This is a genomic window from Pseudonocardia sp. Ae717_Ps2 (assembly GCF_001932475.1).
In the GTDB taxonomy this organism is placed as follows: domain Bacteria; phylum Actinomycetota; class Actinomycetes; order Mycobacteriales; family Pseudonocardiaceae; genus Pseudonocardia.
In genome coordinates this window covers 561842-585928 of the sequence record NZ_MCIS01000001.1, presented here as the reverse complement: position 1 = coordinate 585928, position 24087 = coordinate 561842, and the positions used below count along the sequence as shown (strand labels likewise).

The window sequence follows — 24087 nt, the reverse complement described above, 5'->3', positions numbered from 1 at the left end:
CTTTGCTCTGCTCACCGATACGCAACACCGCAGCGCACGAGCCGTGCGGGTCACTTCGTGGCGTTGGCCGCGGCCTTCGCACGGGACCGGGCACGGGCCCGCAGGTTCGGGTCCAGCTCGATCTTGCGGATCCGGACGTTCTCCGGGGTGATCTCGACGCACTCGTCCGTCGCGCAGAACTCCAGCGACTGCTCGAGGCTCAGGATCGTCGGCGGGATCAGCTTGACCAGCACGTCGGAGGTCGACGAGCGGATGTTGGTCAGCTTCTTCTCCCGCGTGATGTTGACCTCGAGGTCTTCGTTGCGGGTGTACTCGCCGACGACCATGCCGCCGTAGACCAGGGTGGTCGGGCCGACGAACAGCGTGCCGCGGTCGGCGAGCTGGTCGATCGCGTACGGGGTGACGGGCCCGGAACGGTCCGAGATCAGCGAACCCTTGTTCCGGGTGCGGATCTCGCCGACCCAGGGGCCGTAGCCGTCGAAGACGTGGCTGGCGATGCCCGCGCCGCGGGTGATCGTCAGGAACTCGGTGCGGAAGCCGATCAGGCCGCGGGACGGGACGCGGAACTCCATCCGGACCCGGCCGTCGCCGTGCACCATGTCGCCCATCTCGCCCTTGCGGGCGGCGAGCAGCTGGGTGACGGCGCCGAGGCTGTCCTCGGGCACGTCGACCGACAGCTGCTCGAACGGCTCGTGGAGCTTGCCGTCGATGGTCTTGGTGACCACCTGCGGGCGGCCGACGGTCAGCTCGAAGCCCTCGCGACGCATGGTCTCGACCAGGATCGCCAGCGCGAGCTCACCACGGCCCTGGACCTCCCAGGCGTCGGGGCGCTCCGTCGGCAGGACGCGGATGGACACGTTGCCGACCAGCTCGGCGTCGAGCCGGCCCTTGACCAGGCGGGCGGTCAGCTTCTTGCCCGGGTGCGGGTCCCGGCCGGCCAGCGGCGAGGTGTTGGTGCCGATCGTCATCGAGATGGCGGGCTCGTCGACGTGGATGCGCGGCAGCGCGACCGGGTTCTCCGGGTCGGCGAGGGTGTCGCCGATGGTGACGTCGGCGATGCCCGCGACGGCGACCAGGTCACCGGCGCGCGCCTCGTCGGCGGGGACGCGGGTCAGCGCCTCGGTGCGCAGCAGCTCGGTGATCTTGACGCGCGGCGTGGTGCCGTCCTCGCGGCACCACGCGACCTGCTGGCCGCGGCGCAGCACACCGGCGCGGACGCGGCAGAGCGCGATGCGGCCCAGGAAGCTGGACGCGTCGAGGTTGGTGACGTGGGCCTGCAGCGGGGCGTCGACGTCGTCGGCGGGCGGTGGGACGACGTCGAGCAGGGTCTCGATGAGCGGCTGGAGGTCGTCGGAGTCCGGGAGCTCGCCGTCGGCGGGCCGGATCCGGGAGGCCTTGCCCGCGCGGCCGGAGGCGTAGACGACCGGGAGGTCGAGCAGGTGCGAGGTGACCGACTCGTCGAGCTCGAGCTCGTCGGCCAGCTCCAGCAGCAGCTCGAGGGACTCGTCGACGACCTCGGCGATCCGTGCGTCGCCACGGTCGGTCTTGTTGACCACGAGCATGACGGGCAGCCCGGCGGTCAGGGTCTTGCGGAGCACGAACCGGGTCTGCGGCAGCGGACCCTCGGAGGCGTCGACGAGCAGCACCACGCCGTCGACCATGGACAGGCCGCGCTCGACCTCACCGCCGAAGTCCGCGTGGCCGGGGGTGTCGACGACGTTGATCGTCGTGCCGTGCCAGTTCACCGCCGTGTGCTTGGCGAGAATGGTGATGCCCTTCTCGCGCTCCAGGTCGTTGGAGTCCATGACCCGGTCGACGAGCTCGGCGCGCTCGGCGAAGGCGCCGGACTGGCGGAGCATCGCGTCCACGAGCGTGGTCTTGCCGTGGTCGACGTGCGCGACGATCGCGACGTTGCGCAGCTCGGGTCGGCCGGCCCGATCGGGGACGGCGTCGCTCTCGATCGAGGAACGGGCATCGAGGGCCGAGGCGGAACGAGGGATGGTCACACCTCAACGGTATCCGCTGCAAGTCCTTCACCACGCCCCGGGCGCAGGTTAGCCTGACCTCATCATGGGCAAGGTCAAGAAGAAGTGCTGCCGGTCCAAGCCGAAGCGGTGCAAGAGCTGTCCGGTCGTCGCGCTGCGGTTGCGCAAGGCGGGTGCCGACGATCTGAGCGGCAAGGCACTCACGCGCGCGATCAAGATCGCGCGCATCTACTGAACGGACGTATGACCCGCTGACCTGCGACGACGTCGCGGTCCGGGTTGCGTGCGCACCGCCGGTGAGGTAACGCGGTGGAAGGTCGGTCGACGTGGTCCGACAGGTCCGGGCCTTCGTGCGCCCGGACCCCGGACCGGCCTTCGTGATCACCCCGTGGGCCGTGACGACGCGTCCGTCACCCGGACCCGACATGGCCGGAATCACAGTCGTCCGGGCGGCCCGACGACCCCGTGTGTGGTGGGGTTCGCCGGTCGTTCACCCCGCGGCCCGCCCCGCGGCACCGCCGGGGCCGGCCGGATGCCCGGTGACGGCCTCGTGGAGGCGCGCCAGGAGATCCTCGGGGCACCGGAGTTCCGCCGGTTCGACGACGAGTGTCCGCCACCCGTGCCGGCGCAGCACGGCCCGGCGCCACGCGGAGCCGCAGCCGTCGGCGCCCGTTCCGGCGTCGACCGGGTCGTGCACCTCGACGGCCAGCCGGGCCGCGGGGAACGCGAGGTCGAGCAGGACCCCGGCCACGGTGACGTCGGTGCGCCAGGCCCGCACCCCCCGGGCGGCGAGCAACGCCCGCAGCCCGTGCCGGGCACGGACGGCGATCCGGCGCGACGCCCCGGCCAGCATCCGGCCGACCACGCCCGAGCCGTGCGCCCCGAGGTTGCGCGCGTGCGCCTCGACCAGCTCGGCCACACCGACGGAGCCCGTGCCGAGGACGTGGTCGAGCAGCGCGTCCCCGGGCACCGCCGGGTCGGCCGCACCGTCCAGCACCGCGGCCGCCGGCCGGGCGACGACCACCCCGTCGTGGGTGGTGACGTCGAGCGGGTCCAGGTCGCGGCGCCGGACGAGGACCCCCGCACGCGAGCGCGGCGCCCGCCGGCGCGGCACGGTGACCGTGACCACCGCGGGAGCACCGGGCAGCAGCCCCCACCACCAGGCCGCGGCGGCCCCGGTCAGCACGGCGCCCTCCCCCGCCCAGAGCACGGCGGCCCGGACCCGGGACCGCTCGCTCGGCCGGTGGGCGGCGTGCCGGTAGACACGGGGGTGCACGGGGATCCAGCGCCGGGCGGCCAGCCTGCGGTCGACCTGGTCGGTGGACAGGCCGTGGGCGAGCGCCTGGGCCCGGGTGACCAGGCCGTCCTGCGCGGCGAACAGCCGGGCGAGCGGGTCGGCGCCACGCGCGGCCCGGGAGCGGCGGGCCGCCCGGTGCGCAGCGGTCGGGAGGACGGACGGGAGGGGCGCGGCGGCGTTCCGGTTCATGTGGCTTGGACGACGCCCGACCCGGATCGGTTCCACCGGATCCGGCGGTGATCGTCGTTCCGGCACCGGGGACCGCGCATCAGGTCCGCAGCAGCTCCACCAGTTCGGCGACGACGGCCCGGTCGGCGTCGAGCCAGCCCAGGGTCGCCACCTCGCGGCGCCCCACCCAGCGGAGCGCCCGGTGCTCGCGGGCCTCCGGCTCCGGGGAGCCGGGCTCCAGCCGGGCGGTGTGGATCTGCAGCACACGTCGCCCGAGCGGCAGGTCGGTGCCCAGCCGCTCCCCGACCACCACCCGCGCACCCAGCTCCTCGGCGCACTCCCTGACCAGGGCCCGGGGCCCGCTCTCGCCGTCCTCGACGCCACCGCCGGGCAGCTCCCAGCGGCCGGCCAGTTCGGCCGGGTAGGAACGCTGGGCGACGAGCAGCCTGCCGTCCCGGACGATCGCCGCCCCGACGACCACCCCGGCCCGGCCCAGCTCCGCGACCCGCTCGGCGAGCACCTCGCGGCGGGCCCGGAGCAGGCGCGCACCGAACCGGCGCAGCACCGGGTCGGAGATCCGGCCGAGCACACCGAGGGGCGGCTGCCAGGTGAGCTCGTCGCGGACATGGCTGCCACCCCCGGCGGCGGCCACGACCCGGGTCGAGTGCCGCAGCACCGCGGCGGGACCCGCCGCCAGCTCCGACCACACCCCACCGGCGCCGGCGCGGGTGATCCGTGTCCGGCAGGCGAGGAACCCGCCGGGCAGCGCGACCCGGACCTCGTCCCCGGCCACGAGCAGCGCCGACGGCGCGGTGAACCGGGCTCCCACCCGCGCGACCGCGCGGGCCGACGGGGCCGACTCGCGCAGCACCCCCGCGACGAGTCGGGGCGGTCCGTCCACGTGATGGTCCAGGCTCAGCACCGGCACGCCGTCGATCCTCGCAGCCGGTCCCGCAGCCGCCCGGGGCGGCCGATCGCCGGCCCCGCACCCGGCCGGAGTGGCCGAACTCGGCGAAAACGGCCCGCTCGCGCCGCCGCGCGGTCACGCTGGGTGCCGTGTACCCGACGTCCGCTCCCCTCGACCCTCCCGAGCCGCCCCCGGCGCCGCGCCCACCGGCGGTGCGCGCGATCGGTCTGTCCCGCGGTTTCGGCGCGGTGCGCGCGGTCGACGGGGTGGACCTGGATGTGCCGATGGGCGCGGTCCTCGGGCTGCTCGGCCCCAACGGCGCGGGCAAGACGACGCTGATGCGGATGCTGCTCGGGCTCCTCGCCCCCAGCGACGGCGAGGTCGAGCTGCTCGGACGGCGACTGCCGCACCGCGCGTCGGAGGTGTTGCCGCACGTCGGCGCCCTGGTCGACGCGCCTGCGCTGCACCCGCACCGCACCGGTCGGCAGAACCTGCTGCGGGCCGCGGCCGCCGAACCGCTGCTGGACTCGGCGCGGATCCCGGCCGCCGTCGACGCCGTGCTGCGCCGGGTCGGGCTCGCCGAGGCGGCCGACCGCCGCGCCGGCGAGTACTCCTCCGGGATGCGCCGCCGCCTCGGGCTGGCCGTGCCGCTGCTGACCCGGCGGCGCCTCGTCGTCCTCGACGAGCCGACCGACGGGCTCGACCCGGCCGGCACCCGGGAGGTGCGCCGGCTGATCGCGGAGATGAACGCCGCGGGCGCGACGGTGATCGTCAGCTCGCACCTGCTCGGGGAGATCGAGGCGACCTGCAGCCACGTCGCGGTGCTCCGGGCCGGGCGGCTGCTGTGCGCGGGCCCGCTCGACGAGCTGGTCGACTCGGGCCCGTCGGCGCTGGTGGTGACGACGCCGGACGGCGAGCGCGCCGTCGCGGCCCTGCTGGCCCGGGGCATCGACGCCGAGCAGGGAACCCGGGACCGGGTGTTCGTGCCGGCCGGGCCCGCCACGCCGGACGTCGTCGCGACGCTGGTGCACGCGGGTGTCGCCGTGCACGGGGTGACGCGGCCCGCGGCCCGGCTGGAGGAGTTCTTCGCCCGGCTCACCGAGGAACCGGCCTCGACGGGCGCCGGGTCCGGGGCGGGGCGGTGAGCGCGATCGTGCGCCCCGAGCACACCTGGGGCGCCCCGGACCCCCGCCCGGGCGACGACTGGGCCGCCGCACCCCACGGCTCCCCCGGCGCCGTCCCGGGCGACCCGGCGGTCGCTCCCGCGCCGCGCGACCGGACCGGCGGCTCCCCGGCGACGACCGGAGCCAGGGCAGTCATCCCCCACGGGGCGGCCTACTCGCAGGCACCGGCACGGCCGCGGTCCGCCGGCTCCCCCCGCCCACGCTCCGGGCCGAGGACCGGTCGCCCGGCGCGCCGCCCCACCGCGGCCCCCTTCGGCCGGCTGCTCCGCTCGGAGCTGGAGCTCGCCCTGCTCCGTCCGCGCACGGCGGTCGTCCTCGCGTCGGCGGCGCTCGTCCCACTGCTGGCGACGATCGCGCTGGCCACCGACGACGGCCGGCTGTCCTTCGCGCTCGGGACCCTGACGGTCGCGCTGTCCGAGCCCGCGGCGTTCGCGCTCGGGATGCCCGTCGTGCTCGTGGCGGCCGACGCGTTCGCTGCGGAGCGGGCCCGCGGCACCCTCGACGCCCTGCGGCTCTCCCCCGTCGGCCCGGGACGGCTGCTCGGGCTCAAGGCCGCCGCGGTCGCGGTGACCTCGCTGCTCGCCGCGACGACGACGGTCGTCTCCGCCCTGGTCTGCGGCGGGCTCGCCCTGGGCGCGGGCCCGTTCGGGGTGGGCGACACCCTGCTCCGCGCGGTGGTGCTCACCGGCTGGGCCGCCGCGCAGCTGTGCGGGCTCGGGATGCTCCTGCTGGCGATGTCGGCGCTGGTCCGGCGGCCCGCCGGGGTCGTCGCGACCGGTCTGGCCGCGCTGACCGTCGCTCCGCTGGCGACCGTGCTGTGGGAGCCGGTCGCGCCGGTCCTGCCGTCCGGACACTGGCACGAGGTCCTGGCCGGGATCCTCGCGGTGCCCGCCGACCCGTCGGCGCTGTGGGCGACCACGGCGCGGGCGGCCGGCTTCGCCGTCGCCGGGGCGGGGGTCGTGGTGTTCGCCCTGACCCGCCGCGACGGCTGAGCGCTCCGGGACGATCCGGACACCCTCCATCGCGACGGGGTGCACCGTCTGCGCCACGATGGGCCGATGCCCACCCCGACGCTGACCGACGCCGAGATCGCCGACGCCCTGCAGAAGCTGCCCGGTTGGGACCGCGACGGCGACTCGATCGTCCGCACCGCCACCCTGCCCGACTTCGAGTCCGCGATCGCGGTGGTGGACCGGGTCGCCGAGGACGCCGAGGCCGCCGACCACCACCCCGACATCGACATCCGCTACGCCACGCTGACCTTCCGGCTGTCGACGCACTCCGAGGGCGGACTGACCGCGAAGGACGTCGACCTCGCCGCGCAGATCTCCGACCGTCTCAGCACCGCCGGCGGCTGAACCACCCACGGCCGGGCCGGGCCACGCACCGCTCCCCCACCGCGAGGCCCCCCGGCGCAGCACCCCGACGCGGCGCCCGACCGCCGAGCCACCGGACGCGGCCGGGCGCGGCTCAGAACCGCCGGTTGGCCAACACCGGGATCTGCTCGCGGACGGTCGCGGCCTCCGCCGGGTCCACGTCGACCACGAGCAGCCCGGGCTCGGCGCCGAGCGCGTCGACGACCTCGCCGCGCGGGCCGGCGACCAGGCTGTACCCGATCCCGGTCGGGGCCTTGCCGTGTTCGCGGCCGACCGTGGTCGGATCGGCCTGATCGCACGCCACGACGAACGAGCCGGTGTCCACCGCACGGGCCCGCACGAGCAGCTCCCACTGCTCACGCTTGCCCGGGCCAGTGCCCCAGGAGGCGGGGACCAGCAGCACGGTGGCGCCGTCGTCGGCGAGGCGCTGGTACAGCCCGGGGAAACGCACGTCGTAGCAGGTGGACAGGCCGACCGTGACCGGATCGTCCCCGCCCACCCCGACCACGACCGGATCGTTCCCGGGCTCGACGGTGTCGGACTCGGCGAAGCCGAACGCGTCGAACATGTGGATCTTGTCATAGTGGGTGTCGACACCGCCGCCGGTGGCGAGCAGCGTGTTGCGGACCCGGCCGTCCCCGGACGGGGTGAACATCCCCGCGACGACGGTGGTCCCGGCCGCCGCGGCGAGCTCGCGGACCCGGGTCGCCCACGGTCCGTCCAGCGGCTGCGCCACCGGGCCGAGCCGGACCCCGAAACAACACATGGTGGCCTCGGGGAACAGCACCAGCTGCGCGCCGGCGTCGGCGGCGGCGAGGGTGTTGCGCTCCACCTCCGCGAGGTTCTCCTCGGGATCCGGGGTGGACACGATCTGGGCCAGGGCGATCCGCATGTGCCGGTCGTACCACGCCGGTCCCGCGCGTGGGGTACGGTCGGGGCGTGCTGAACGCGTACTACTGGTTTCGCCGGCCGGCCTGGGATGGGCTGGCAGGTGCCGTAGCGCGCTGACCTCCATCCCCTCGAGCCGGCATTCCAGACCGGCTCGGTCGAGGTGATCCGAGGCGGTCCGCCGGGTAAGGACCACCGTCTCCGATGAGTGCGAGCACCACCCCTCTGCAGGTCGCCCCGACCGACGACCGCCGTATCGAGCGGATCAGCCCGCTGATCTCGCCCGCGCTGCTGCGCCACGACCTGCCCTGCGATCCCCGGGTCGCCGAGACCGTCACCCGCGGCCGCGCCGCGGTCACCGACATCCTCGACGGCGACGACGACCGGCTGCTCGTCGTCGTCGGGCCGTGCTCGGTGCACGACCCCGAGGCCGCCCTGGACTACGCCCACCGCCTCGCCGCCCGTGCCGAGGAGCTGTCCGGCGAGCTGTGCGTGGTCATGCGGACCTACTTCGAGAAGCCGCGCACGACCGTCGGCTGGAAGGGCCTGATCAACGACCCGGGCCTGGACGGCACCTTCGACGTGAACCGCGGGCTCCGGACCGCGCGCACGCTGCTGCTCGACATCTCCGCGCTCGGGCTGCCGGTCGGCTGCGAGTTCCTCGACCCGATCACCCCGCAGTACATCGCCGACGTGGTCACCTGGGGCTCGATCGGTGCCCGCACCGCGGAGAGCCAGGTGCACCGCCAGCTGGTCAGCGGCCTGTCGATGCCGGTCGGGATCAAGAACGCCACCGACGGCGACATCCGCGCGGCGATCGACGGAATGCGGGCGGCCGCGGCGTCGCACGTGTTCATGGGGGTCAACGCCGACGGGCTCGCCGGCCTGGTCACCACCATCGGCAACCCGGACACCCACGTCATCCTCCGCGGCGGTGCCACCCCGAACTACTCGGCCTCCGACGTCACCGCCACCGCCGACGCCCTGCGCGCGGCGGGCCTGCCGGAGCGGATCGTCGTCGACGCCAGCCACGGCAACAGCGGCAAGGACCACGTGCGGCAGGCCGGCGTCGTCACCGAGCTGGCCGAGCGGATCGCGGGCGGCGAGCGCGCCGTGACCGGGCTGATGATGGAGAGCTTCCTGGAAGCGGGACGCCAGGAGCTGGGCCCGGACATGATCCGCGGCCGCTCGGTGACCGACGCCTGCATGTCCTGGCCCACCACCGACGAGCTGCTGGGCACGCTCGCCGACGCCGTGCGCCGCGGCCGCCGCTGAGCCCGGGCCGCTCACCCCGGGCCGTCCAGCCGGTCGAGGACCCGGCGGCGCAGCAGCTCGTACTGCGCGCGGCAACGCCGCGGCGGGCCTGTCGGCCGCACGACCACCCGGGGCGGGTGGACCGTCTCGCCCGGGCCGAACTGGTCCCGGGTCAGGTCCACCTCGGCGCCGCAGGGCAGCCGGTTCCACCAGTGGTAGCCCTGCAGCGTGCCGTCGGCGTGCCACACCTCGGCGAGCAGCAGGTCACCGCCGAACAGGTCGTGCAGGACCAGTGCGGTCGCCCCGCACTGGCCCCGCGACGGACGGTCCGGCGTCCAGTCCCTGACGTCCGCGACGTCGCAGGTGTCGTGGCTCCAGGAGGCGCGCAGCGCGGCCACCACCCGCGACGGGACGGGTGGCGAGGCCGGGGGCGACGGCGGGGCGGTGGTCATGGTTCCGACGCTACGAGCGACCCCCGACAGTTCCGCGTCGCCGCAGCTCAGCGGTCCGGTAGGCCGAGGTGCAGGGCCATCAGGACGTCGTCGACGGCGACCCCGTCGACCACGAACTCGGCGCGCAGCACGCCCTCCTCGACGAAGCCGCAGCGGCGGTACAGCTCCCGGGCCCGGGTGTTCGGACCGAGGACCCGCAGCGTGACCTTGCGGCCGCCGGTGTCGCGGGCCCGGGCCACCGCGGCGGCGACCAGCGCGCGGCCGACGCCGCGACCGGCGTGACCGGGGTGCACCGCCAGCCCCCCGATGTAGTGGACGTGGTCGCGCGCCGGGACGGCGGGCGGCGCGGGCCCGACGATCACGTACCCGACCACGGCGCCGTCGTCGTCGGCGACGAGCACGTCCCCGACCGGGGTCCGGTCGAGGAACGGTTCGGGCCGCGGCGGGGCGGGGCTGACCTCGGCCGTCCAGGTCAGGGCATCGATCCGGGTCAGCTCGGGGTCGTCGGCGGGCGCCGCGGCCCGGACGGTCAGCACCGCGGGACCGGACGGCCGACGGGCCGGTCCATCCGGGTCTCGCTGATGCCGTCGGGGCGCTCGACGACGCCCCGGTCGACGAACCCGAGCCGGCGGTAGAACGCCGCGGCGCGGTCGTTGCCGACCACCACGTGCAGCGCCAGCGTCCGCGCGCCCCACCCGGCGGCGCGGTCGAGGACCGCGTCGACGAGCGCGGTCGCGGCATCGCCCCCGCGCGCGTGCGGGGCGACCCACAGGGCGATGAGGTCGGCGACGCCGTCGTCGTCCGGCGGGACGGCCACGACCTGCCCGGCGGGTCGGCCGCCGACCTCGACCACCAGGTACCGACCGGGCGCGGCCAGCCGGTCGCGCCATTCCTGCTCGCCCGCGCCGAGCCAGTCGGTGAGCCGGCTGTGGAACGCGTCGGGGGCCTCGGCCAGGGCGGCGAGGCGCAGGTCGCGCCAGGTCTCCCAGTCGTGGGGGCCCAGCTCCCGGACGGTGATCACGCATGGCCTCCCGGACGGACGGAGGCGCCGAACCTAGCAGCGCCCCGGGGCGCTCCCGCCGCCCGTCCGGCGATCGTCGATCCTGATGAGCCTGGTCCGCACGGCGCAACATCGACCCGCTGTCCGGCGAGAGGACCGGCATGAGCGCGCCGCACCGCCGTACCCGTCCCGCCGGGCCCCGCCTGCTGCTGGCCGGGGCCGTCCTCGTGGTCACCCTGTTCGGGACCGTGGTCGCCGGGCCCGCCTCCGCCGGCACGGACTGTTCCGCAGCCTGGACCGCGGCCGGATGTCCCTGATCCCGCCCGGCGGGCGACGCGATGCCGGGTCGCCGCAACCGGGTGTCACCCGTTCGGCAGAATGGTGAGCGTGGATCCCCGGGCGGTGCGCACGCGACGGCGTCTCCAGGACGCGCTGCTCGCGCTGGCCAGGGAGCGTTCCCTCGAGTCGATCACGATCGCGGACGTCGCGGAGCACGCGTCGGTGAACCGCAGCAGCTTCTACCAGCACTACACCGACAAGGAGATGTTGCTGGCCGACGCGCTCGCCAACCGGGCGGCGGACGCCGGGGCGGATCTGTCGGACCTGTCGATCGACGACATCGGGCCCGAGCCGCCGGCGGCGCTGCTGCGCTGGTTCCACCACCTCGCGGAGCACGCGCCGTTGTACCGGCAGGCGCTCGGCGGTGCCGCGGCGCCGGACGCGGCGGCCGGGATGCGCCGGCGGATGCAGTCGGTCGTCGCCGACACGACGGTGGGGCTCGGAGTCTCCGAGGACGCGTTCGGCATGCCGCTGGACGTGTTCGCCGCCGCCCTGACCTGGACGCTGCTCGGCGTCGCGGCGAGCTGGCTGGAACGCGATCCGCTGCCCCCACCCGAGGTCGCCGCCGGGTGGGCGTGGCGGATGCTGGTCCGCCGGGACTTCTGAGCTCCGCTCGGAGGAACCGGTCGGCCGTACCGCCCGGGCCGGGTCAAGCGGCCCGGGCGGTACGCGCCTCACGGGTGTTCCGCGGCGCTCAGCCCTGCACGATGCCGGAGTTGCTCTGGTCGACCGTGGTGGTCGACTGCGACACCGGACCGCCGGACAGCAGGCCGCCGATGTTGATCGACGGGTTGACAGTGGCCGCGATGTCGATCAGGCCGCCGCGCTGCGAGGCGTGCCCGCCACCGCCGTGCTTGCCGCCGGACTGCAGGATCCCGCTGTTGGAGTCGTCGACGGTGGTGGTCGACTGCTCCACCGGGCCGGAGTTCAGGATGCCGCCGATGTTGGCCGACGGGCTGACGTCCAGACCCAGCCCGACCAGGTCGTCGACCTGCACGGCGTCGCCCGCGCCGCAGCCGCTCTGCACGATGCCGGAGTTGGACCGGTCGAGCTTGGTGGTCTGCTGGGAGACCGCACCCTGGTTCAGGATGCCGCCGACGTTCAGCTGCGGGTCGACCGCGGCGTCGAGGCCGAGCAGACCGCCCTTCTGGTACGCCGAGGACGGCGCGCAGTCACGACCCTTGTCGTGGTGCTTGCCGCCGTCGCCGTAGTCACCGGCGAAGGCCATTCCGGCCGAGCCCAGGACCAGCGGGACGGACAGGGCGCCGGCGGCGGCGATCCGCCGGGCGTTGCGGCGGGCGGGAGTCGTCTCGGGGGCGTTCATGGCACTCCTTCTGTGGCGATGTGATCCGGCCGTCGTACTGACACTCCGTCACTGACCGGTGCCGCAGAACGTACGGAGGCTGATCACTCAAGCGAGAGAACCCCCTCGTTCGGGCAGCGTTATGTCCGTTTCGCTGCGCCCGAACCGACCGCTCGCCGCTGACCAGCTACACAGAGTGCTATCCACCAGGTGTCGTTTAGCTACTCTCCGTGCAGAATCAGCAGCTCGCCGATCGTTACGGAAAGCGTCTCGGAAGTGGCATGAATCACAGATGCGCAACGGGGAGGGCGAACGCGCGTCTCTAGCCCCCGGAGTCACCGCCCGCGCCGGGTGGACACCTCGCGATAACCGCATCCACCTGCGGGAATGGGCCGGACGGCGGGACGCGACTCGACCGTTCGTCGCGCGGGGAACGGCTGCCGGGTGTGTATCGATCGCCGAACGGCGGCCCGGAACGGGACTGGACAGCGCTTCGCACCAGACTGTCGCGCGGCGGCCAGCGCCCTCAGGATGGTCAACGACGTGGTCCGTCCGGAGTAACGCTGTCGGGGTGGATCCACACCCGGACGGGTCCTCCGGGAGCCGACGTCGCTGCCGGAGCCACGGTCGTGGTCGGCGGGGACCGGCCGCGCCCGGCCGTCACGGGCCGGAAACCCGGTGTCGCGCGGGACGGACGACCGCGATCCTGGGCGGGTGCACATCGGACTGCGGCGCCTCGACGAGCCCCTGCTGGCGGCGTTGTGTGACACGGCGGCCGCCGGGGCGGACCCGCTCGAGGTGATGCCGCCGGTGCCCGGTCCGCCGGGGTGGACGGTGCGGCGGCGCGCGGCGTTCGTCGCGTTCCACCGGGAGCGGTCGGTCGCGGCGCCGAGGCCGGTCGAACGGACCTGGGCGGTCGTCGTCGACGGGGAGGTGGCCGGGGCGGCGCGGCTGGAACCGGTCGACGGCGGGGAGGAGGCCGGGATCTGGCTGGCCCGGCCGTGGCGGGGCCGCGGCGTCGGTGCCACCGTGCTGCGGATGCTCGTGGAACGCGCCGACGGACCGGTCGTCGCGGAGACCACCGCGGACAACGGCGCGGCGGTCGCGGTGCTGCGCGGGCTCGGGGCGGGCGTGACCGTCGAGGGCGACGCCGTGCACGCCCGGTGGGGCCGGGCTGCCGGGCGGCCGCGCAGCGACGCGGGCAGGGCGGTCCTCGCCGCGGGCGACCGCACCGGCGGCCGGTGCTCACCACCCGGGCCCGGGTGACCGCTCAGTTCCCGACGCCCGCCCGGTCGTACCGGTCATGTCCGCAGCACACACCGCCCGCCGCATGTTCGAGCTGCTCGAGCCGATCTGCCTGGCCACCTACCTCGCCGACGAGCCGAACGAGGAGCTGGTCGCGCTCGGCCACCGCACCTACTGGGACGGCTACTTCGCGAGCCGCGCCGCGCCGCTGGGCCGGGTCCCGGCCGAGGTCGTGCACGCGGCGTTCTACAGCTTCGCCGACGGCGAGGCCGCCCGGCACATCCCGAGCGCCTGGGCGACGGCCCCGCCGGAGGAGTCCTTCGCCGCGTGGCGCCGGGGAAGCGTCGCGGCGCTGCGCCGGATCCTCGGCGCCGAGATGTCCGGCTCCCCCGGCGTGGCCCGCGCGGCCGACCTGCTCACCACCGCCTCGACGGGCGCGCCCGTCGAGGGCCGGGTGATGTACGCCGGGATGCGCGCCCTGGAGGTCCCCGCCGACCCGCTGACCCGGTTGTGGCAGTCCGCGACGACGCTGCGCGAGCACCGCGGCGACGGGCACGTGACCGCCCTGCTCGCCGAGCGGGTCGGGGGCACCGAGGCCCATCTGCTGTCCGCGCTGGACATGGGCATCCACCCGCCGGAGACGTTCGGGCGCGTGCACCACCTGCCGGCGGCCCGGCTGGCCGAGGTCATGGCCGGGCTGCGGCGACGCGGCCTGATCGACGACGACGGGTGGCTCACCGACCCGGGCCGGGAGGTCAAGGCACGCGTGGAGGCGCTGACCGACGAGCTCGCCGCACCGCCGTACGCGGTCCTGTCCGACGCGGAGCTCGACGAGCTGGTCGCGGAGCTGGAGCCGCTGTCCACGGTGATGACGGCGGCCTGGTCGCAGTGACCGTCGGTCAGGGCAGCAGTGCCGCCACCGCCGCCCGCGCCTGCCGCGCCGGCTCCGGGCTCCCGCCGATCGCCGCGGTCACCATCGCCCCCTCCGCGAGCAGGCAGACCGGCTCGACGGGGTCCACCCCGGCCGCCGACGCCCACTCCCCGAGTTCCCGGTGGAACAGCTCCTTGTGCCTGCGCACCTCTCGCAGCACCGGCTCCGAGGTACTGCCGAGCTCGCCGTAGGCGTTGATCCAGGCGCAGCCGCGGAACCCCGGCCGGGCGAACCACTCCCCCAGCCAGTCGAAGGCGGCGAGGAGCCGCTGCCGCGGGTCCTCGACCCGGGTCACGTACGCCGCCAGGTCGGCGCGCCACCGCTCGTCGCGCCGACGGAGCACCGCGACGACGAGGTCCTCCTTGGTGGCGAAGTCCCGGTAGATCCGCTTGAGCGGGAGCCCCGACGCCGACCTGACCTGGTCCATCCCGACGGCCCGGATGCCGCGCTCGTAGAACAGCAGCTCCGCCGCCTCCAGCAGGCCGTCCCGGTCGAGACGGGCCTGTTCCTCGGTGATGGCCGCAGGCACCGATGACCTCCTTGACATCGAGAACGGTCGTTCCCTACGTTACCGGAACGCATCGAGAACGATGGTTCTCGACCCACCGAGGAGGCAGCCGTGGCCGAAGGCCGTCCGCCCTACCCGCCGTTCACGCCGGAGACCGCGCGACAGAAGGTGCAGGCCGCCGAGGACGCCTGGAACACCCGCGACCCGGAGCGCGTCGCGGGCGCGTACACACCGGACTCGGTGTGGCGCAACCGCGACACCTTCGCGACCGGCCGGCAGGAGATCGTCGAGCTGCTGACCGCGAAGTGGCAGCGCGAGCAGGACTACGCGCTGCGCAAGAGCCTGTGGGCGTTCGACGACAACCGCATCGCCGTCCGGTTCCAGTACGAGTCCCGCGACGCCGACGGCCAGTGGTGGCGCAGCTACGGCAACGAGCTGTGGGAGTTCGACGAGCTGGGGCTCATGCGGCGGCGGGAGGCCAGCATCAACGACGTCCCGATCACCGAGGCGGAGCGGCGTATCCACGGCCCGCGCCCCGACTCCGAGCGGGGGGTCGACATCCCTCTGCAGTGAACGACGTCAGACCGTGTCCGCGCCGATGGTGTTCCGCATCCGGGTGAGCAGATCCTGCTGCTCCCGCCCGGGCTGGTCCGGCGCCGCGGGCCGGATGCGGCCGTCGACGTCGTGCAGCGGGATGTCCGAGCGCCCGATCGCGGAGATGCGGGCCATCGACCAGCGGGAGAACACCCGGGAGTCCACCGTCGTCGACTCGAGGACCGACACGTCGGTGTGCCGGTCGTCTGCCTCGATCTTCTCGAACAGCCCGGTGACCACTGCCTCGTCGCCCTCCAGGGTCTGGACGAACCAGTTGTCCGAGATCAACAGCGCACCGGTCACACCGGCCTTCTTGTTCTTCGACCGAGCCACGTCGAAGATCTCGGCGAGGACCTCGTCGCGGCGGTCGCGAGGCACGGTGCTGTGGCTGCGGTAGATCAGCCTGTGGACCTGCTCGGCCATGTGGTTCCCCCGTGTCGGTCGGGCCGCCTCACCGGAGACGGGCGTGGAACCGTCACGGACCCGGATCCCGGGTGATCGTCACGGCCGTCCCGGCGGTAGTGGCGTACGACACACTCCGACGTCGCGATATGAGACGCCCTGTCGGAAGATCGGTCGCTACCGGGCCCCGTCGAACCGGACGTCCACCCGGACCTGTCGTCCGTCTCGCACCGCCACACCGTGGCCCGGCCGTTCCTCGCCGTCGACCCGGACCCGCAGCGGTGCGCCCTCGCCGGTGAAGTTGCGCCACCAGTTCTTCCGGTCCGGCAGCTCGACACGGATGACGCCGCCGTCGCCAGCGGGCTGGAAGGCCACGGGGAGCCGGAACTCCGTGCCGGATCGGCGTCCGTGGTAGCTGATCTCCGTCAACGGACCGAGCCTGCCCGAGCGCGCGAGGGGCGCGACGACGGTGTTGACGACCCGGGCCATGCGCTGGAGGAGGTTCACGCTCCGCCAGCGTAGCCGCGGGCGACCGGCGCCGCCCGTGCCGCGACGGGGAGGTCAAGGCAGGTCAGCAGTCGCTCCGGGGCACCAGGCCCCGCTCGCACAGGTACTGCATCTGGGTCTCGCCGCTGGTCGGTGCCCGGCCCGCGGACGTACCCGGGTCGAGGTACCCCTGGTAGGCGGAGCACGACGGGTCGAACCGGCCGGCCGCCATCGCCCGCTCCGCGCAGTCGGCACCGGCGGTCGTCGCCCTGCTCCGCTCGGCCTCCCGCGCCTCGGCCGCCGCAGCCCGGTCCATCGCCCGGCGGGCCTCGGTGAGCGCCCCGTCCACCGCCGCGCCCGGCACGGACGCCGCCGGACCGACGCGGAGCAGCACACCGGTGGCGGGTGCGAACCGGGCGGACACCGGAGCGACCGCGGGTTCCGGGACGGTGCTCGGCTCGGCCCCGGACGCCGCGGCGCACGCGCTGGTGGCGAACACGGCGGCGACGACGGCTGCCACGGCGAAGCGGCCCATGCCCATCGTCGTTCCCCCAGCCGGTCACACCGGCCCCGCTCGCCGGGGCCTCGCGCACAGTGTCGTGGGTGGCGCGACAACGGTCAGTGTGGGCGCCGGATCGTCACCCCTTCTGATGAGCGGGGGGTGCGCAGACGGGGCGGGTCAGACGTTGGAAGGGATGATCAGACGGCCGCTGCGTCGGCCACCGTCACCCAGGCGGCCGCGCGATCGGCATCGACACCGGCGGATCGGGCGACACTGCGGCCGAGGAGGTGTGCCGTCTCCAGGTCGTCGTAGCTCAGTTTCAGGGCGAGCACGGCGACGTCGTAGGCGGCTTCGCCGTTCATCCCGCGCGGGCCGATGAACCACGGCCGACCGCGGCCGTGGAGGACGTGGGGCGGTGAGAGGTCGGCGTGGCACAGTCCGGCCGGCGAGTCGGTGGCGAGCTGGTCGAGAACCACGTCGGCGGCCGGATCGGTGAGCCGTGCCCGGAGCCACGGGACGATGCTCGGCGCCGAGGGCACGCCGTCCTCGTCGGCGAGGGTGCGCAGCATCGTGGCTGCGCCCTCGATGTCCCGCGGCCGCGGCTCCCGCTCGGCGAACGATGCGCCGGGCTCGACCGCGTCCAGTGCGGTCCACGTGCTCGTGGGTGTGTTCCGCAGGAGATGGACCGCAGGCGCCAGACCAGCTCGCGAGAGCTGCTCCAGCACCGCGGCCTGGTGAACGGCGTCCGGGTCGGGGCTCGACCGCAGGACCACCCGAGCGCCGGCGCTGGTCGTCGCCTCCACCACGTGGGCCGACCTGGAGGAGAACGTCGTGCCGGTCGGTGTGACCGAGAGTGCGGCGCAGACCTCGGCCAGCTCGACGGGGAGCGCCTCCACCCAGGCGGGTGCGCGGTCGGGCCATCGCGCGTGTACGGCTCGGGCGAGGTCGGGATGCAGCGGAGTCACGGGCGCAGTGCGGTGGCGACGGCGGGCCGGGTCAGACGTTGAAGCGGAACTCGACCACGTCGCCGTCGTGCATCACGTAGTCCTTCCCCTCCATCCGCACCTTCCCCGCGGCCTTCGCGGCGTTCATCGACCCCGCGGCGACCAGGTCGTCGAAGGAGACGATCTCGGCCTTGATGAAGCCCCGCTCGAAGTCGGTGTGGATGACCCCGGCCGCCTGCGGCGCGGTGGCCCCCTGCGGGATCGTCCAGGCCCGCGACTCCTTGGGCCCGGCGGTCAGGTAGGTCTGCAGACCGAGAGTGGCGAACCCGGCGCGGGCCAGCTGGGCCAGTCCCGGCTCGTCCTGCCCGATCGACTCCAGGAGCTCGGCAGCGGACTCGTCGTCGAGCTCCAGCAGCTCGGCCTCGACCTTGGCGTCGAGGAACACGGCCCGGGCGGGGGCGACCAGCTCGGTGAGCTCCTTGCGCCGGGCGTCGTCGGTGAGGACGGCCTCGTCGGCGTTGAAGACGTAGAGGAACGGCTTCGTCGTGAGCAGCGTCAGCTCGCGCAGCAGCTCGGTGTCGGCCTCGGCCTGGAACAGCGTCCGGCCCTCATTGAGGATCGCGACGGCGGCGTTCGCGGCGTCGAGGACCGGCTTGCGGTCCTTCTGCGTGCGGGCCTCCTTCTCCAGCCGCGGCACCGCCTTCTCCAGCGTCTGGAGGTCGGCCAGGACCAGCTCGGTCGCGATCGTCTCGATGTCGCTCGCGGCGTCGATGCGGCCGTCGACGTGCACCACGTCCGGGTCGTCGAAGACGCGGACGACCTGGCAGATCGCGTCGGACTCGCGGATGTTCGCGAGGAACTTGTTGCCCAGACCCGCGCCCTCGGACGCGCCCTTGACGATGCCGGCGATGTCGACGAACGACACCGTCGCCGGGATGATCTTCTCCGACGAGAAGATCTCGGCCAGCTTCCCCAGGCGCTCGTCGGGGAGCGGGACGACGCCGACGTTGGGCTCGATCGTCGCGAACGGGTAGTTCGCGGCGAGCACGTCGTTGCGGGTCAGCGCGTTGAACAGGGTCGACTTGCCGACGTTGGGCAGGCCGACGATGCCGAGGGTGAGGGACACGGACGACCAGGGTAGTCGGGACTCCTCAGCCCGGTTCGAGCCGGTAGCCCGCGCCGCGCACCGTCGCGATCCAACCGGCGCCGAGCTTACGACGCAGGTAGCGCACGTAGACGTCGACGACGTTGGACGAGGCCCCCGACTCGGCAGGCCCCCACACCAGCCGGAGCAGCTGGTCGCGGGACAACACCTGGCCCGGGTGGCGCAGGAACGTCTCGGCCAGCGCGCACTCGCGCGTGGACAGCTCGACGGTGCGGCCGTGCACGCTCACGTGCCGGGTGCGGGGGTCGAGCTCGAGTCCGTGGAAGGTCAGCAGATCCGGGTCCGGGACCGGGCGGGCGCGCTCCAGCCGCAGCCGGATCCGGGCCACCAGCTCCTCGAACCGGAACGGTTTGGCCATGTAGTCGTCGGCACCGCCGGTCAGCCCGGCGACGGTGTCGTGCACGCTGTCGCGCGCGGTCAGGATGATCACCGGGAGGCTGCTGCCGGCCGCCCGCAGTCGTCGCAGGACCTCGAAGCCGTCCATCCCGGGCAGCCCGATGTCGAGCACCAGCAGGTCGAACCCCCCGGACACGGCGTGGTCGTGCACGCCGGCCCCGTCGGCGACGACCGTGACCTCGAACCCGGCCCCGACCAGGCCCTTCTTCACCAAGGACGCGATGCGCGGCTCGTCCTCGGCCACCAGGATCCGGCTGGTCACGTCTCGCTCCTCGGCAGGTCCAGTGTGAAGGTCGCCCCGTGCCCGGGCGTGCTCTCGAGCAGCACGCGACCGCCGTGCGTCGTCGCGATGGCCTCGACGATGGACAGCCCGAGCCCGGCGCCGTCGGAGCGGGGTGCGTCGTCGCCGCGCGCGAAGCGCCGGAACACCCGCTGCCGGTCCTCCGGCGCGACGCCCGGTCCGGTGTCGGCCACCCAGATCCGCACCCGCCCGTCGACCGCCTCCGAGCCGAGCGCGATCCGGTCGCCGTCGCCGGTGAAGCGGGTCGCGTTGTCGGCCAGCGCGACGACGGCCTGGGTGATCCGCTGCGGGTCCATCCGGCACCGCACCGCGGCCACCGCCTCCAGCCGCCAGTCCCGGTCGGCGAGGCCGGTCAGCTTCTCGAACAGCTCCCGGGTCAGTGCGCCGACGTCGACGAGCTCGGTCCGGAGCAGCGACGGCTGCTCGGCCCGGGTCAGCGCGAGCATCTCCGACACCAGCCGGTTCATCCGCTCCAGCTCGTCGTCGACCAGGGCGACGGTCTCGACGACGTCGTCGGGGTCGTGCGGGTCGAGCACCCCGAGGTGCCCCCGCACGATGGTGATCGGGGTGCGCAGCTCGTGGCCGGCGTCGTCGACGAACCGCCGCTGGGACTCCATACCGCTCTGCACCCGGTCGAGCATCGCGTTCAGCGTGATGGCCAGCTCGGCGATCTCGTCGCGGGCCTGCGCGCGCTGCGGCACCCGGCGCGACAGGTCCCGCCCGGTGATGGTGTTCGCGGTCGCGGCGACGTCGCGCAGCGGCCGCAGGATGCGCCCGGCCACCAGCCACGCCCCGACCGCGGACAGCAGCGCCGTACCGAACCCGACCAGCCCCATCAAGCGCGCGGCCTCGTGGGCGAAGTCGTGCTCGCGGTCGGTGAAGTAGCCGATCACGATGACGCCGCGCTGCGGGTCGCCGGCGAGCCCGACCGGCAACGCCGACCAGCGCACCTCGCCCGCCGAGCTCTCGTAGGACCCGCGGGTGGGACGACGGACGTCGGCGACCAGCGCGGTGAACGCCGGGTCCTCGCGCAGCAGCACCCGCGGGCTCGTCCGCCGGGACTCCCAGCGGAAGCGCCCGTCGAGATAGCCGAGGAACTTCTCGTTCGGCCGCGCGACGTTCGCGGCGATCACCGACCGCAGGATCTCGTCGACCGAGGAGTACGGCCGGCCGGTCGTCGGGTTGATGCCGGTCTCGGTGACGCGGGCGAACTCGGCGATCTCGGAGTTCAGCGCCCCGTCGATCCGGCGGTCGGTCTCGTCGATCAGCAGCATCCAGGTCAGCAGCGTGACGACGCCCAGCGAGGCCAGCACCAGCAGCACGACCCACCCGACGATGCGGGTGCGGGCCCCGATCGCCCGACCGACGCGGCGGGGCCCGGGGCCGGACCCGACGGCCTCGGTCGCGATGATCGCCTCCAGTTCGTCCGTGCCGGTGACCATGATCCCGTACCCGCTGCGGGACGGGCGCACCGTGGGCAGCGCTCTCGTGCCGACACCCGGCACGGATGAGCACCGTCGGTCGTCGATACAGCTCCGTTGGGAGTAAGGCACGCTCCGTCGCACGGCGCACAGGTGACACACGGACATCGTCGAACGGCTGCCACCACCCGGACGGCCGAGCACCACACCCGTCCGGGCCGAGCTCCGACGACCGGGACCGAGGGGGACGTCGTGCGCCTGCCCTGGACCGGCCCCGGACACCGGTGACCGATTCCCGCCAGTGGCGACGGCCGCCCAGTGGCATCGTCGGTACCGTGCTGCTCGACCACGACTCCTGCTACCGCGCCGTCGCCGCCAAGGACGCGCGGTTCGACGGCCAGTTCGTCACGGCCGTGCGCACCACCGGCATCTACTGCCGTCCGTCCTGCCCGGTACCGCCTCCGCGCTCGCACAACGTCGAGTTCCTGCGGACCGCGGCCGCCGCGCAGACCGCGGGCTACCGGGCCTGCCGGCGGTGCCTGCCCGACGCCGTCCCCGGCTCGCCGGAGTGGAACCTGCGTGCCGACGCCGCGGGGCGGGCCATGCGCCTGATCGCCGACGGCGTCGTCGAGCGCGACGGGGTCCCCGGGCTCGCGTCGCGGCTGGGCTACTCGCCCCGCCAGCTCGGCCGGATCCTCACCTCCGAGGTGGGTGCCGGGCCGCTGGCCCTGGCCCGCGCGCAGCGCGCGCACACCGCCCGCATCCTGGTCGAGACCACCCCGCTCGGGCTGGCCGACGTCGCGTTCGCCGCCGGGTTCGGCAGCGTCCGGCAGTTCAACGACACCGTCCGCGCCGTCTACGGCGTCCCGCCCTCCCAGCTGCGCGCCGAGGCCGCACGCCGCACGCGCAACCGCGAGCCCGGCCCGCCCGGGGCGCTCGTGCTGCGGCTGCCCTACCGGTCCCCGTTCGACCCGCACGGTCTGCTCGACCACCTCGCGGCCCGCGCGGTCGACGGTGTCGAGACCGTCGGCGGCGGCACCTACCGCCGCACGCTGTGGCTCCCGCACGGATCGGCCGCCGTCGCACTGGACCTGACCGCGCGGCCCGGCGCCGTGGTGGCGACGCTGCGGGCGTCCGACCCGCGGGACGTCGGGCCCGCGGTGTACCGGCTGCGCCGATTGCTCGACCTCGACGCCGACCCGCTCGCCGTCGACGCCGTGCTGGGTGCCGACGCCGCACTCGCCCCCCTGGTCGCCGCGACGCCCGGGATCCGGCTGGCGGGCACCGTCGACCCGGCCGAGACGGCGGTCCGCACGGTGCTGGGCCAGCAGGTGTCGGTCGCCGCCGCCCGCACCGCCGCGGCCCGTCTCGCGGCCACGCACGGGACGCCGCTGCCCGCGGAGCTGTGCGACGACGGCGGGCCGCACCTGCTGTTCCCCGAGCCGGGAACCCTCGTCGACGCCGACCTCGCGGGCCCGGCCCGACGAGCGTCGTCGCTGCGCGGGCTGTGTGCCGCGCTCGCCGACGGCACGCTCGCCCTCGACCCCGGGCGCGACCCGGACGACCTGCGCGCCGAGCTGTGCGCGCTGCCCGGGATCGGACCCTGGAGCGCCGGCTACCTGGCCATGCGGGTCCTGGGTGACCCCGACGAGCTGCTCGCCTCCGACCTCGCGGTGCGCCGCGGCGCCGAGGCGCTCGGACTGCCCTGCGACGGGGCCGCGCTCACCGCGCGCGCCCGCGCCTGGGCCCCCTGGCGGTCCTACGCCGCCACCCATCTCTGGCGGGCCGCGACGTCCGCCGCCACCACCACCGCTCGGAGGAGCGCATGAGCACAGCAACGTGGTCCACACGGGACACCCCGGCCGGGCCGTTCACCGCGGTCGTCGACGACGACGGCCACGTCCTCGCCTCCGGCTGGACCGCCTCGGTCGACGAGCTGCTCGCCCTGGTGCACCGCTCACTGGCCCCGACGACCGTGGTCGAGGGCGACCTCGGCGCGGTCGGCGAGGCGGTCGACCGCTACCACGACGGCGAGCTGTCGGCGATCGACGACGTGCCCGTCCGCCAGCGGTCCGGCCCCTACCGGGAGCTGGCGTGGGACGTGCTGCGGACCGTGCCCGCGGGGGCACCGGTCACCTACACCGGCTACGCCGAGAAGACCGGCCGCCCCGCGGCGGTGCGTGCCGCGGCCGGCGCCTGCGCGTCCAACGCGGCGGCGCTGTTCGTCCCGTGCCACCGGGTGCTGCGCAGCGACGGGACCCTGGGCGGGTTCCGCTACGGCCTGGCCGTGAAGCGGTGGCTGCTGGAGCACGAGGCGGTCTGAGACCGTCCCCGGCGACCGCGGATCGCGCACCGCGGCCGCCGGGTGCCCCGGCACCGGTGCCCCCGGGTCAGCCCTCGGTGACCGGTCCGACCTGGATCCCGGCGTCGACGCCGATCGGTCCCCGGGCCAGGAAGCTGCCCGGGATGTCGCCGCCGGGACCGTGCAGCGAGAACTCCAGCTCGTTCGCCGGGGCGGGCCCGGCGGAGTTGCGGATCTGCACGTCGAACTGCACGGGCTCCCCCGGCCCGAACTCGACGGCGCGGGTCTGGTCGCCGTAGGGCACCGCGACCTCGGAGGCGCGCGGCGAGCCGTTCAGGCTGAACACCAGGTCCGACGGCGATCCGGACAGCAGGCACGGCGCGGTGCCCGGGGCCGCGCTGAGCACGACCGAGTAGTGACGGTGCCCGGCGCTCGCCGGCGCCGGGTGGATGGTCGCCTGCTGGTTCGCCGGCCGGCAGGCGCTGGGCGCCGGGTCCCCCGCCGGCGTCGCGGGTGCGGCCGAGGCGACCCCGGCCGGGACGAGCACTGCCGCGGCGGCGACAGCCAGGGCGGCGGTGGTCGTGGCGGCCGTACGGCCGATGGTGCGGGCGAGTCGGGTGGTCATCACAGGTACCTCTCTCACTCTCGCGGCGCCCGGGCCCCCGGCCCGGACCGTCGGCCCCCGAAGGTCCGACACCGGAGAAGACGTGTGCATAGCGAACCAGTTCGCCCCGCGT

The 24087-nt window shown here is 74.8% G+C and carries 29 protein-coding genes; 12 read left to right on the top strand and 17 right to left on the bottom strand.

Annotated features, from left to right (window positions below):
* Positions 1-50 precede the first annotated feature (50 nt).
* Positions 51-1961, bottom strand: coding sequence for a translational GTPase TypA (typA, locus tag Ae717Ps2_RS02945; protein WP_075312348.1), 1911 nt, complete (start codon positions 1959-1961; stop codon positions 51-53).
* A 109-nt stretch (positions 1962-2070) separates the two neighbouring features.
* Here typA and Ae717Ps2_RS38065 point away from each other — a divergent pair, with 109 nt between their 5' ends.
* Complete coding sequence (locus Ae717Ps2_RS38065) at positions 2071-2220, top strand: hypothetical protein (RefSeq protein WP_020626377.1); 150 nt, start codon at positions 2071-2073, stop codon at positions 2218-2220.
* Between the two features lie 255 nt (positions 2221-2475).
* On the opposite strand, the gene Ae717Ps2_RS02940 is transcribed toward Ae717Ps2_RS38065, so the two are convergent.
* Together Ae717Ps2_RS02940 and Ae717Ps2_RS40200 are read right to left on the bottom strand one after the other, a co-directional pair.
* On the bottom strand, positions 2476-3471 hold the full coding sequence (locus Ae717Ps2_RS02940) for a type IV toxin-antitoxin system AbiEi family antitoxin domain-containing protein (RefSeq protein WP_075308214.1): 996 nt from the start codon (positions 3469-3471) through the stop codon (positions 2476-2478).
* 79 nt (positions 3472-3550) lie between these two features.
* Positions 3551-4378 carry an NUDIX domain-containing protein gene (locus Ae717Ps2_RS40200; protein WP_349289825.1) on the bottom strand — a complete coding sequence of 276 codons (828 nt, stop codon included), beginning with the start codon at positions 4376-4378 and terminating at the stop codon, positions 3551-3553.
* A 128-nt stretch (positions 4379-4506) separates the two neighbouring features.
* Between Ae717Ps2_RS40200 and Ae717Ps2_RS02930 the strand changes: the two genes are divergently transcribed.
* From Ae717Ps2_RS02930 to Ae717Ps2_RS02920, 3 genes are all read left to right on the top strand, one after another.
* Positions 4507-5502, top strand: coding sequence for an ABC transporter ATP-binding protein (locus Ae717Ps2_RS02930; protein WP_075308215.1), 996 nt, complete (start codon positions 4507-4509; stop codon positions 5500-5502).
* A complete protein-coding gene (locus Ae717Ps2_RS02925; protein ID WP_075332998.1) occupies positions 5499-6533 on the top strand; it encodes an ABC transporter permease in 1035 nt (344 codons plus the stop codon). Before Ae717Ps2_RS02930 ends, Ae717Ps2_RS02925 begins: the two co-directional genes overlap by 4 nt.
* 66 nt (positions 6534-6599) lie before the next feature.
* Positions 6600-6899, top strand: coding sequence for a 4a-hydroxytetrahydrobiopterin dehydratase (locus Ae717Ps2_RS02920; protein WP_060713209.1), 300 nt, complete (start codon positions 6600-6602; stop codon positions 6897-6899).
* Positions 6900-7011: 112 nt separating this feature from the next.
* On the opposite strand, the gene Ae717Ps2_RS02915 is transcribed toward Ae717Ps2_RS02920, so the two are convergent.
* Positions 7012-7809: a carbon-nitrogen hydrolase family protein gene (locus Ae717Ps2_RS02915; RefSeq protein WP_075308217.1), complete on the bottom strand. Its 798-nt coding sequence runs from the start codon at positions 7807-7809 to the stop codon at positions 7012-7014.
* Between the two features lie 200 nt (positions 7810-8009).
* Here Ae717Ps2_RS02915 and Ae717Ps2_RS02910 point away from each other — a divergent pair, with 200 nt between their 5' ends.
* Positions 8010-9080: a 3-deoxy-7-phosphoheptulonate synthase gene (locus Ae717Ps2_RS02910; protein ID WP_075308218.1), complete on the top strand. Its 1071-nt coding sequence runs from the start codon at positions 8010-8012 to the stop codon at positions 9078-9080.
* Positions 9081-9091: 11 nt separating this feature from the next.
* Here Ae717Ps2_RS02910 and Ae717Ps2_RS02905 read toward each other — a convergent pair whose 3' ends face one another.
* The 3 genes from Ae717Ps2_RS02905 to Ae717Ps2_RS02895 are packed head-to-tail and all read right to left on the bottom strand — an operon-like array spanning position 9092 to position 10532.
* Positions 9092-9511: a hypothetical protein gene (locus Ae717Ps2_RS02905; RefSeq protein ID WP_020622671.1), complete on the bottom strand. Its 420-nt coding sequence runs from the start codon at positions 9509-9511 to the stop codon at positions 9092-9094.
* Between the two features lie 47 nt (positions 9512-9558).
* On the bottom strand, positions 9559-10047 hold the full coding sequence (locus Ae717Ps2_RS02900; RefSeq protein ID WP_075308219.1) for a GNAT family N-acetyltransferase: 489 nt from the start codon (positions 10045-10047) through the stop codon (positions 9559-9561).
* Complete coding sequence (locus tag Ae717Ps2_RS02895) at positions 10041-10532, bottom strand: GNAT family N-acetyltransferase (RefSeq protein WP_075308220.1); 492 nt, start codon at positions 10530-10532, stop codon at positions 10041-10043. The genes Ae717Ps2_RS02900 and Ae717Ps2_RS02895 overlap by 7 nt, the downstream gene beginning before the upstream one ends.
* A 140-nt stretch (positions 10533-10672) precedes the next feature.
* On the opposite strand from Ae717Ps2_RS02895, the gene Ae717Ps2_RS37210 reads away from it, so the two are divergent.
* Together Ae717Ps2_RS37210 and Ae717Ps2_RS02890 are read left to right on the top strand one after the other, a co-directional pair.
* On the top strand, positions 10673-10828 hold the full coding sequence (locus Ae717Ps2_RS37210) for a hypothetical protein (RefSeq protein WP_158071451.1): 156 nt from the start codon (positions 10673-10675) through the stop codon (positions 10826-10828).
* Between the two features lie 70 nt (positions 10829-10898).
* The gene (locus Ae717Ps2_RS02890; protein ID WP_075312352.1) at positions 10899-11456 is read left to right on the top strand and encodes a TetR/AcrR family transcriptional regulator; all 558 of its coding nucleotides are present in this window, start codon (positions 10899-10901) and stop codon (positions 11454-11456) included.
* Between the two features lie 88 nt (positions 11457-11544).
* Here Ae717Ps2_RS02890 and Ae717Ps2_RS02885 read toward each other — a convergent pair whose 3' ends face one another.
* A complete protein-coding gene (locus Ae717Ps2_RS02885; RefSeq protein ID WP_075332997.1) occupies positions 11545-12174 on the bottom strand; it encodes a hypothetical protein in 630 nt (209 codons plus the stop codon).
* A 693-nt stretch (positions 12175-12867) separates the two neighbouring features.
* Here Ae717Ps2_RS02885 and Ae717Ps2_RS02880 point away from each other — a divergent pair.
* The gene (locus tag Ae717Ps2_RS02880; protein ID WP_075308222.1) at positions 12868-13419 is read left to right on the top strand and encodes a GNAT family N-acetyltransferase; all 552 of its coding nucleotides are present in this window, start codon (positions 12868-12870) and stop codon (positions 13417-13419) included.
* 37 nt (positions 13420-13456) lie between these two features.
* Positions 13457-14290 carry a MarR family transcriptional regulator gene (locus Ae717Ps2_RS02875; RefSeq protein ID WP_233147425.1) on the top strand — a complete coding sequence of 278 codons (834 nt, stop codon included), beginning with the start codon at positions 13457-13459 and terminating at the stop codon, positions 14288-14290.
* Between the two features lie 7 nt (positions 14291-14297).
* Here Ae717Ps2_RS02875 and Ae717Ps2_RS02870 read toward each other — a convergent pair whose 3' ends face one another.
* A complete protein-coding gene (locus Ae717Ps2_RS02870; RefSeq protein ID WP_075308223.1) occupies positions 14298-14858 on the bottom strand; it encodes a TetR/AcrR family transcriptional regulator in 561 nt (186 codons plus the stop codon).
* A 90-nt stretch (positions 14859-14948) separates the two neighbouring features.
* On the opposite strand from Ae717Ps2_RS02870, the gene Ae717Ps2_RS02865 reads away from it, so the two are divergent.
* Positions 14949-15410: a nuclear transport factor 2 family protein gene (locus tag Ae717Ps2_RS02865; protein ID WP_075308225.1), complete on the top strand. Its 462-nt coding sequence runs from the start codon at positions 14949-14951 to the stop codon at positions 15408-15410.
* Positions 15411-15416: 6 nt separating this feature from the next.
* Here the strand turns inward: Ae717Ps2_RS02865 and Ae717Ps2_RS02860 are convergent, their stop codons facing one another.
* The 7 genes from Ae717Ps2_RS02860 to Ae717Ps2_RS02830 form a co-directional block, all read right to left on the bottom strand.
* Positions 15417-15854: a BLUF domain-containing protein gene (locus Ae717Ps2_RS02860; RefSeq protein WP_020623134.1), complete on the bottom strand. Its 438-nt coding sequence runs from the start codon at positions 15852-15854 to the stop codon at positions 15417-15419.
* A 156-nt stretch (positions 15855-16010) separates the two neighbouring features.
* Positions 16011-16340 (bottom strand): hypothetical protein, encoded by a 330-nt coding sequence (locus Ae717Ps2_RS02855; RefSeq protein ID WP_198932129.1) that lies wholly within the window; start codon positions 16338-16340, stop codon positions 16011-16013.
* A 64-nt stretch (positions 16341-16404) separates the two neighbouring features.
* The gene (locus Ae717Ps2_RS02850) at positions 16405-16860 is read right to left on the bottom strand and encodes a hypothetical protein (protein WP_158071450.1); all 456 of its coding nucleotides are present in this window, start codon (positions 16858-16860) and stop codon (positions 16405-16407) included.
* Between the two features lie 158 nt (positions 16861-17018).
* Positions 17019-17786 carry an aminoglycoside phosphotransferase family protein gene (locus Ae717Ps2_RS02845; protein ID WP_143510283.1) on the bottom strand — a complete coding sequence of 256 codons (768 nt, stop codon included), beginning with the start codon at positions 17784-17786 and terminating at the stop codon, positions 17019-17021.
* 31 nt (positions 17787-17817) lie between these two features.
* Entirely contained in the window at positions 17818-18891 is a 1074-nt protein-coding gene (gene ychF, locus Ae717Ps2_RS02840) for a redox-regulated ATPase YchF (RefSeq protein ID WP_075308229.1), read from the bottom strand.
* A 25-nt stretch (positions 18892-18916) separates the two neighbouring features.
* Complete coding sequence (locus tag Ae717Ps2_RS02835; protein WP_075332996.1) at positions 18917-19588, bottom strand: response regulator transcription factor; 672 nt, start codon at positions 19586-19588, stop codon at positions 18917-18919.
* Positions 19585-21132: a cell wall metabolism sensor histidine kinase WalK gene (locus tag Ae717Ps2_RS02830; protein WP_233147424.1), complete on the bottom strand. Its 1548-nt coding sequence runs from the start codon at positions 21130-21132 to the stop codon at positions 19585-19587. Before Ae717Ps2_RS02830 ends, Ae717Ps2_RS02835 begins: the two co-directional genes overlap by 4 nt.
* Positions 21133-21383: 251 nt before the next feature.
* On the opposite strand from Ae717Ps2_RS02830, the gene Ae717Ps2_RS02825 reads away from it, so the two are divergent.
* Complete coding sequence (locus tag Ae717Ps2_RS02825) at positions 21384-22877, top strand: DNA-3-methyladenine glycosylase 2 family protein (protein ID WP_170917037.1); 1494 nt, start codon at positions 21384-21386, stop codon at positions 22875-22877.
* Entirely contained in the window at positions 22874-23371 is a 498-nt protein-coding gene (locus Ae717Ps2_RS02820) for a methylated-DNA--[protein]-cysteine S-methyltransferase (protein WP_020623209.1), read from the top strand. Before Ae717Ps2_RS02825 ends, Ae717Ps2_RS02820 begins: the two co-directional genes overlap by 4 nt.
* Positions 23372-23438: 67 nt before the next feature.
* Here Ae717Ps2_RS02820 and Ae717Ps2_RS02815 read toward each other — a convergent pair whose 3' ends face one another.
* Complete coding sequence (locus tag Ae717Ps2_RS02815) at positions 23439-23975, bottom strand: hypothetical protein (protein WP_075308235.1); 537 nt, start codon at positions 23973-23975, stop codon at positions 23439-23441.
* Positions 23976-24087 lie beyond the last annotated feature (112 nt).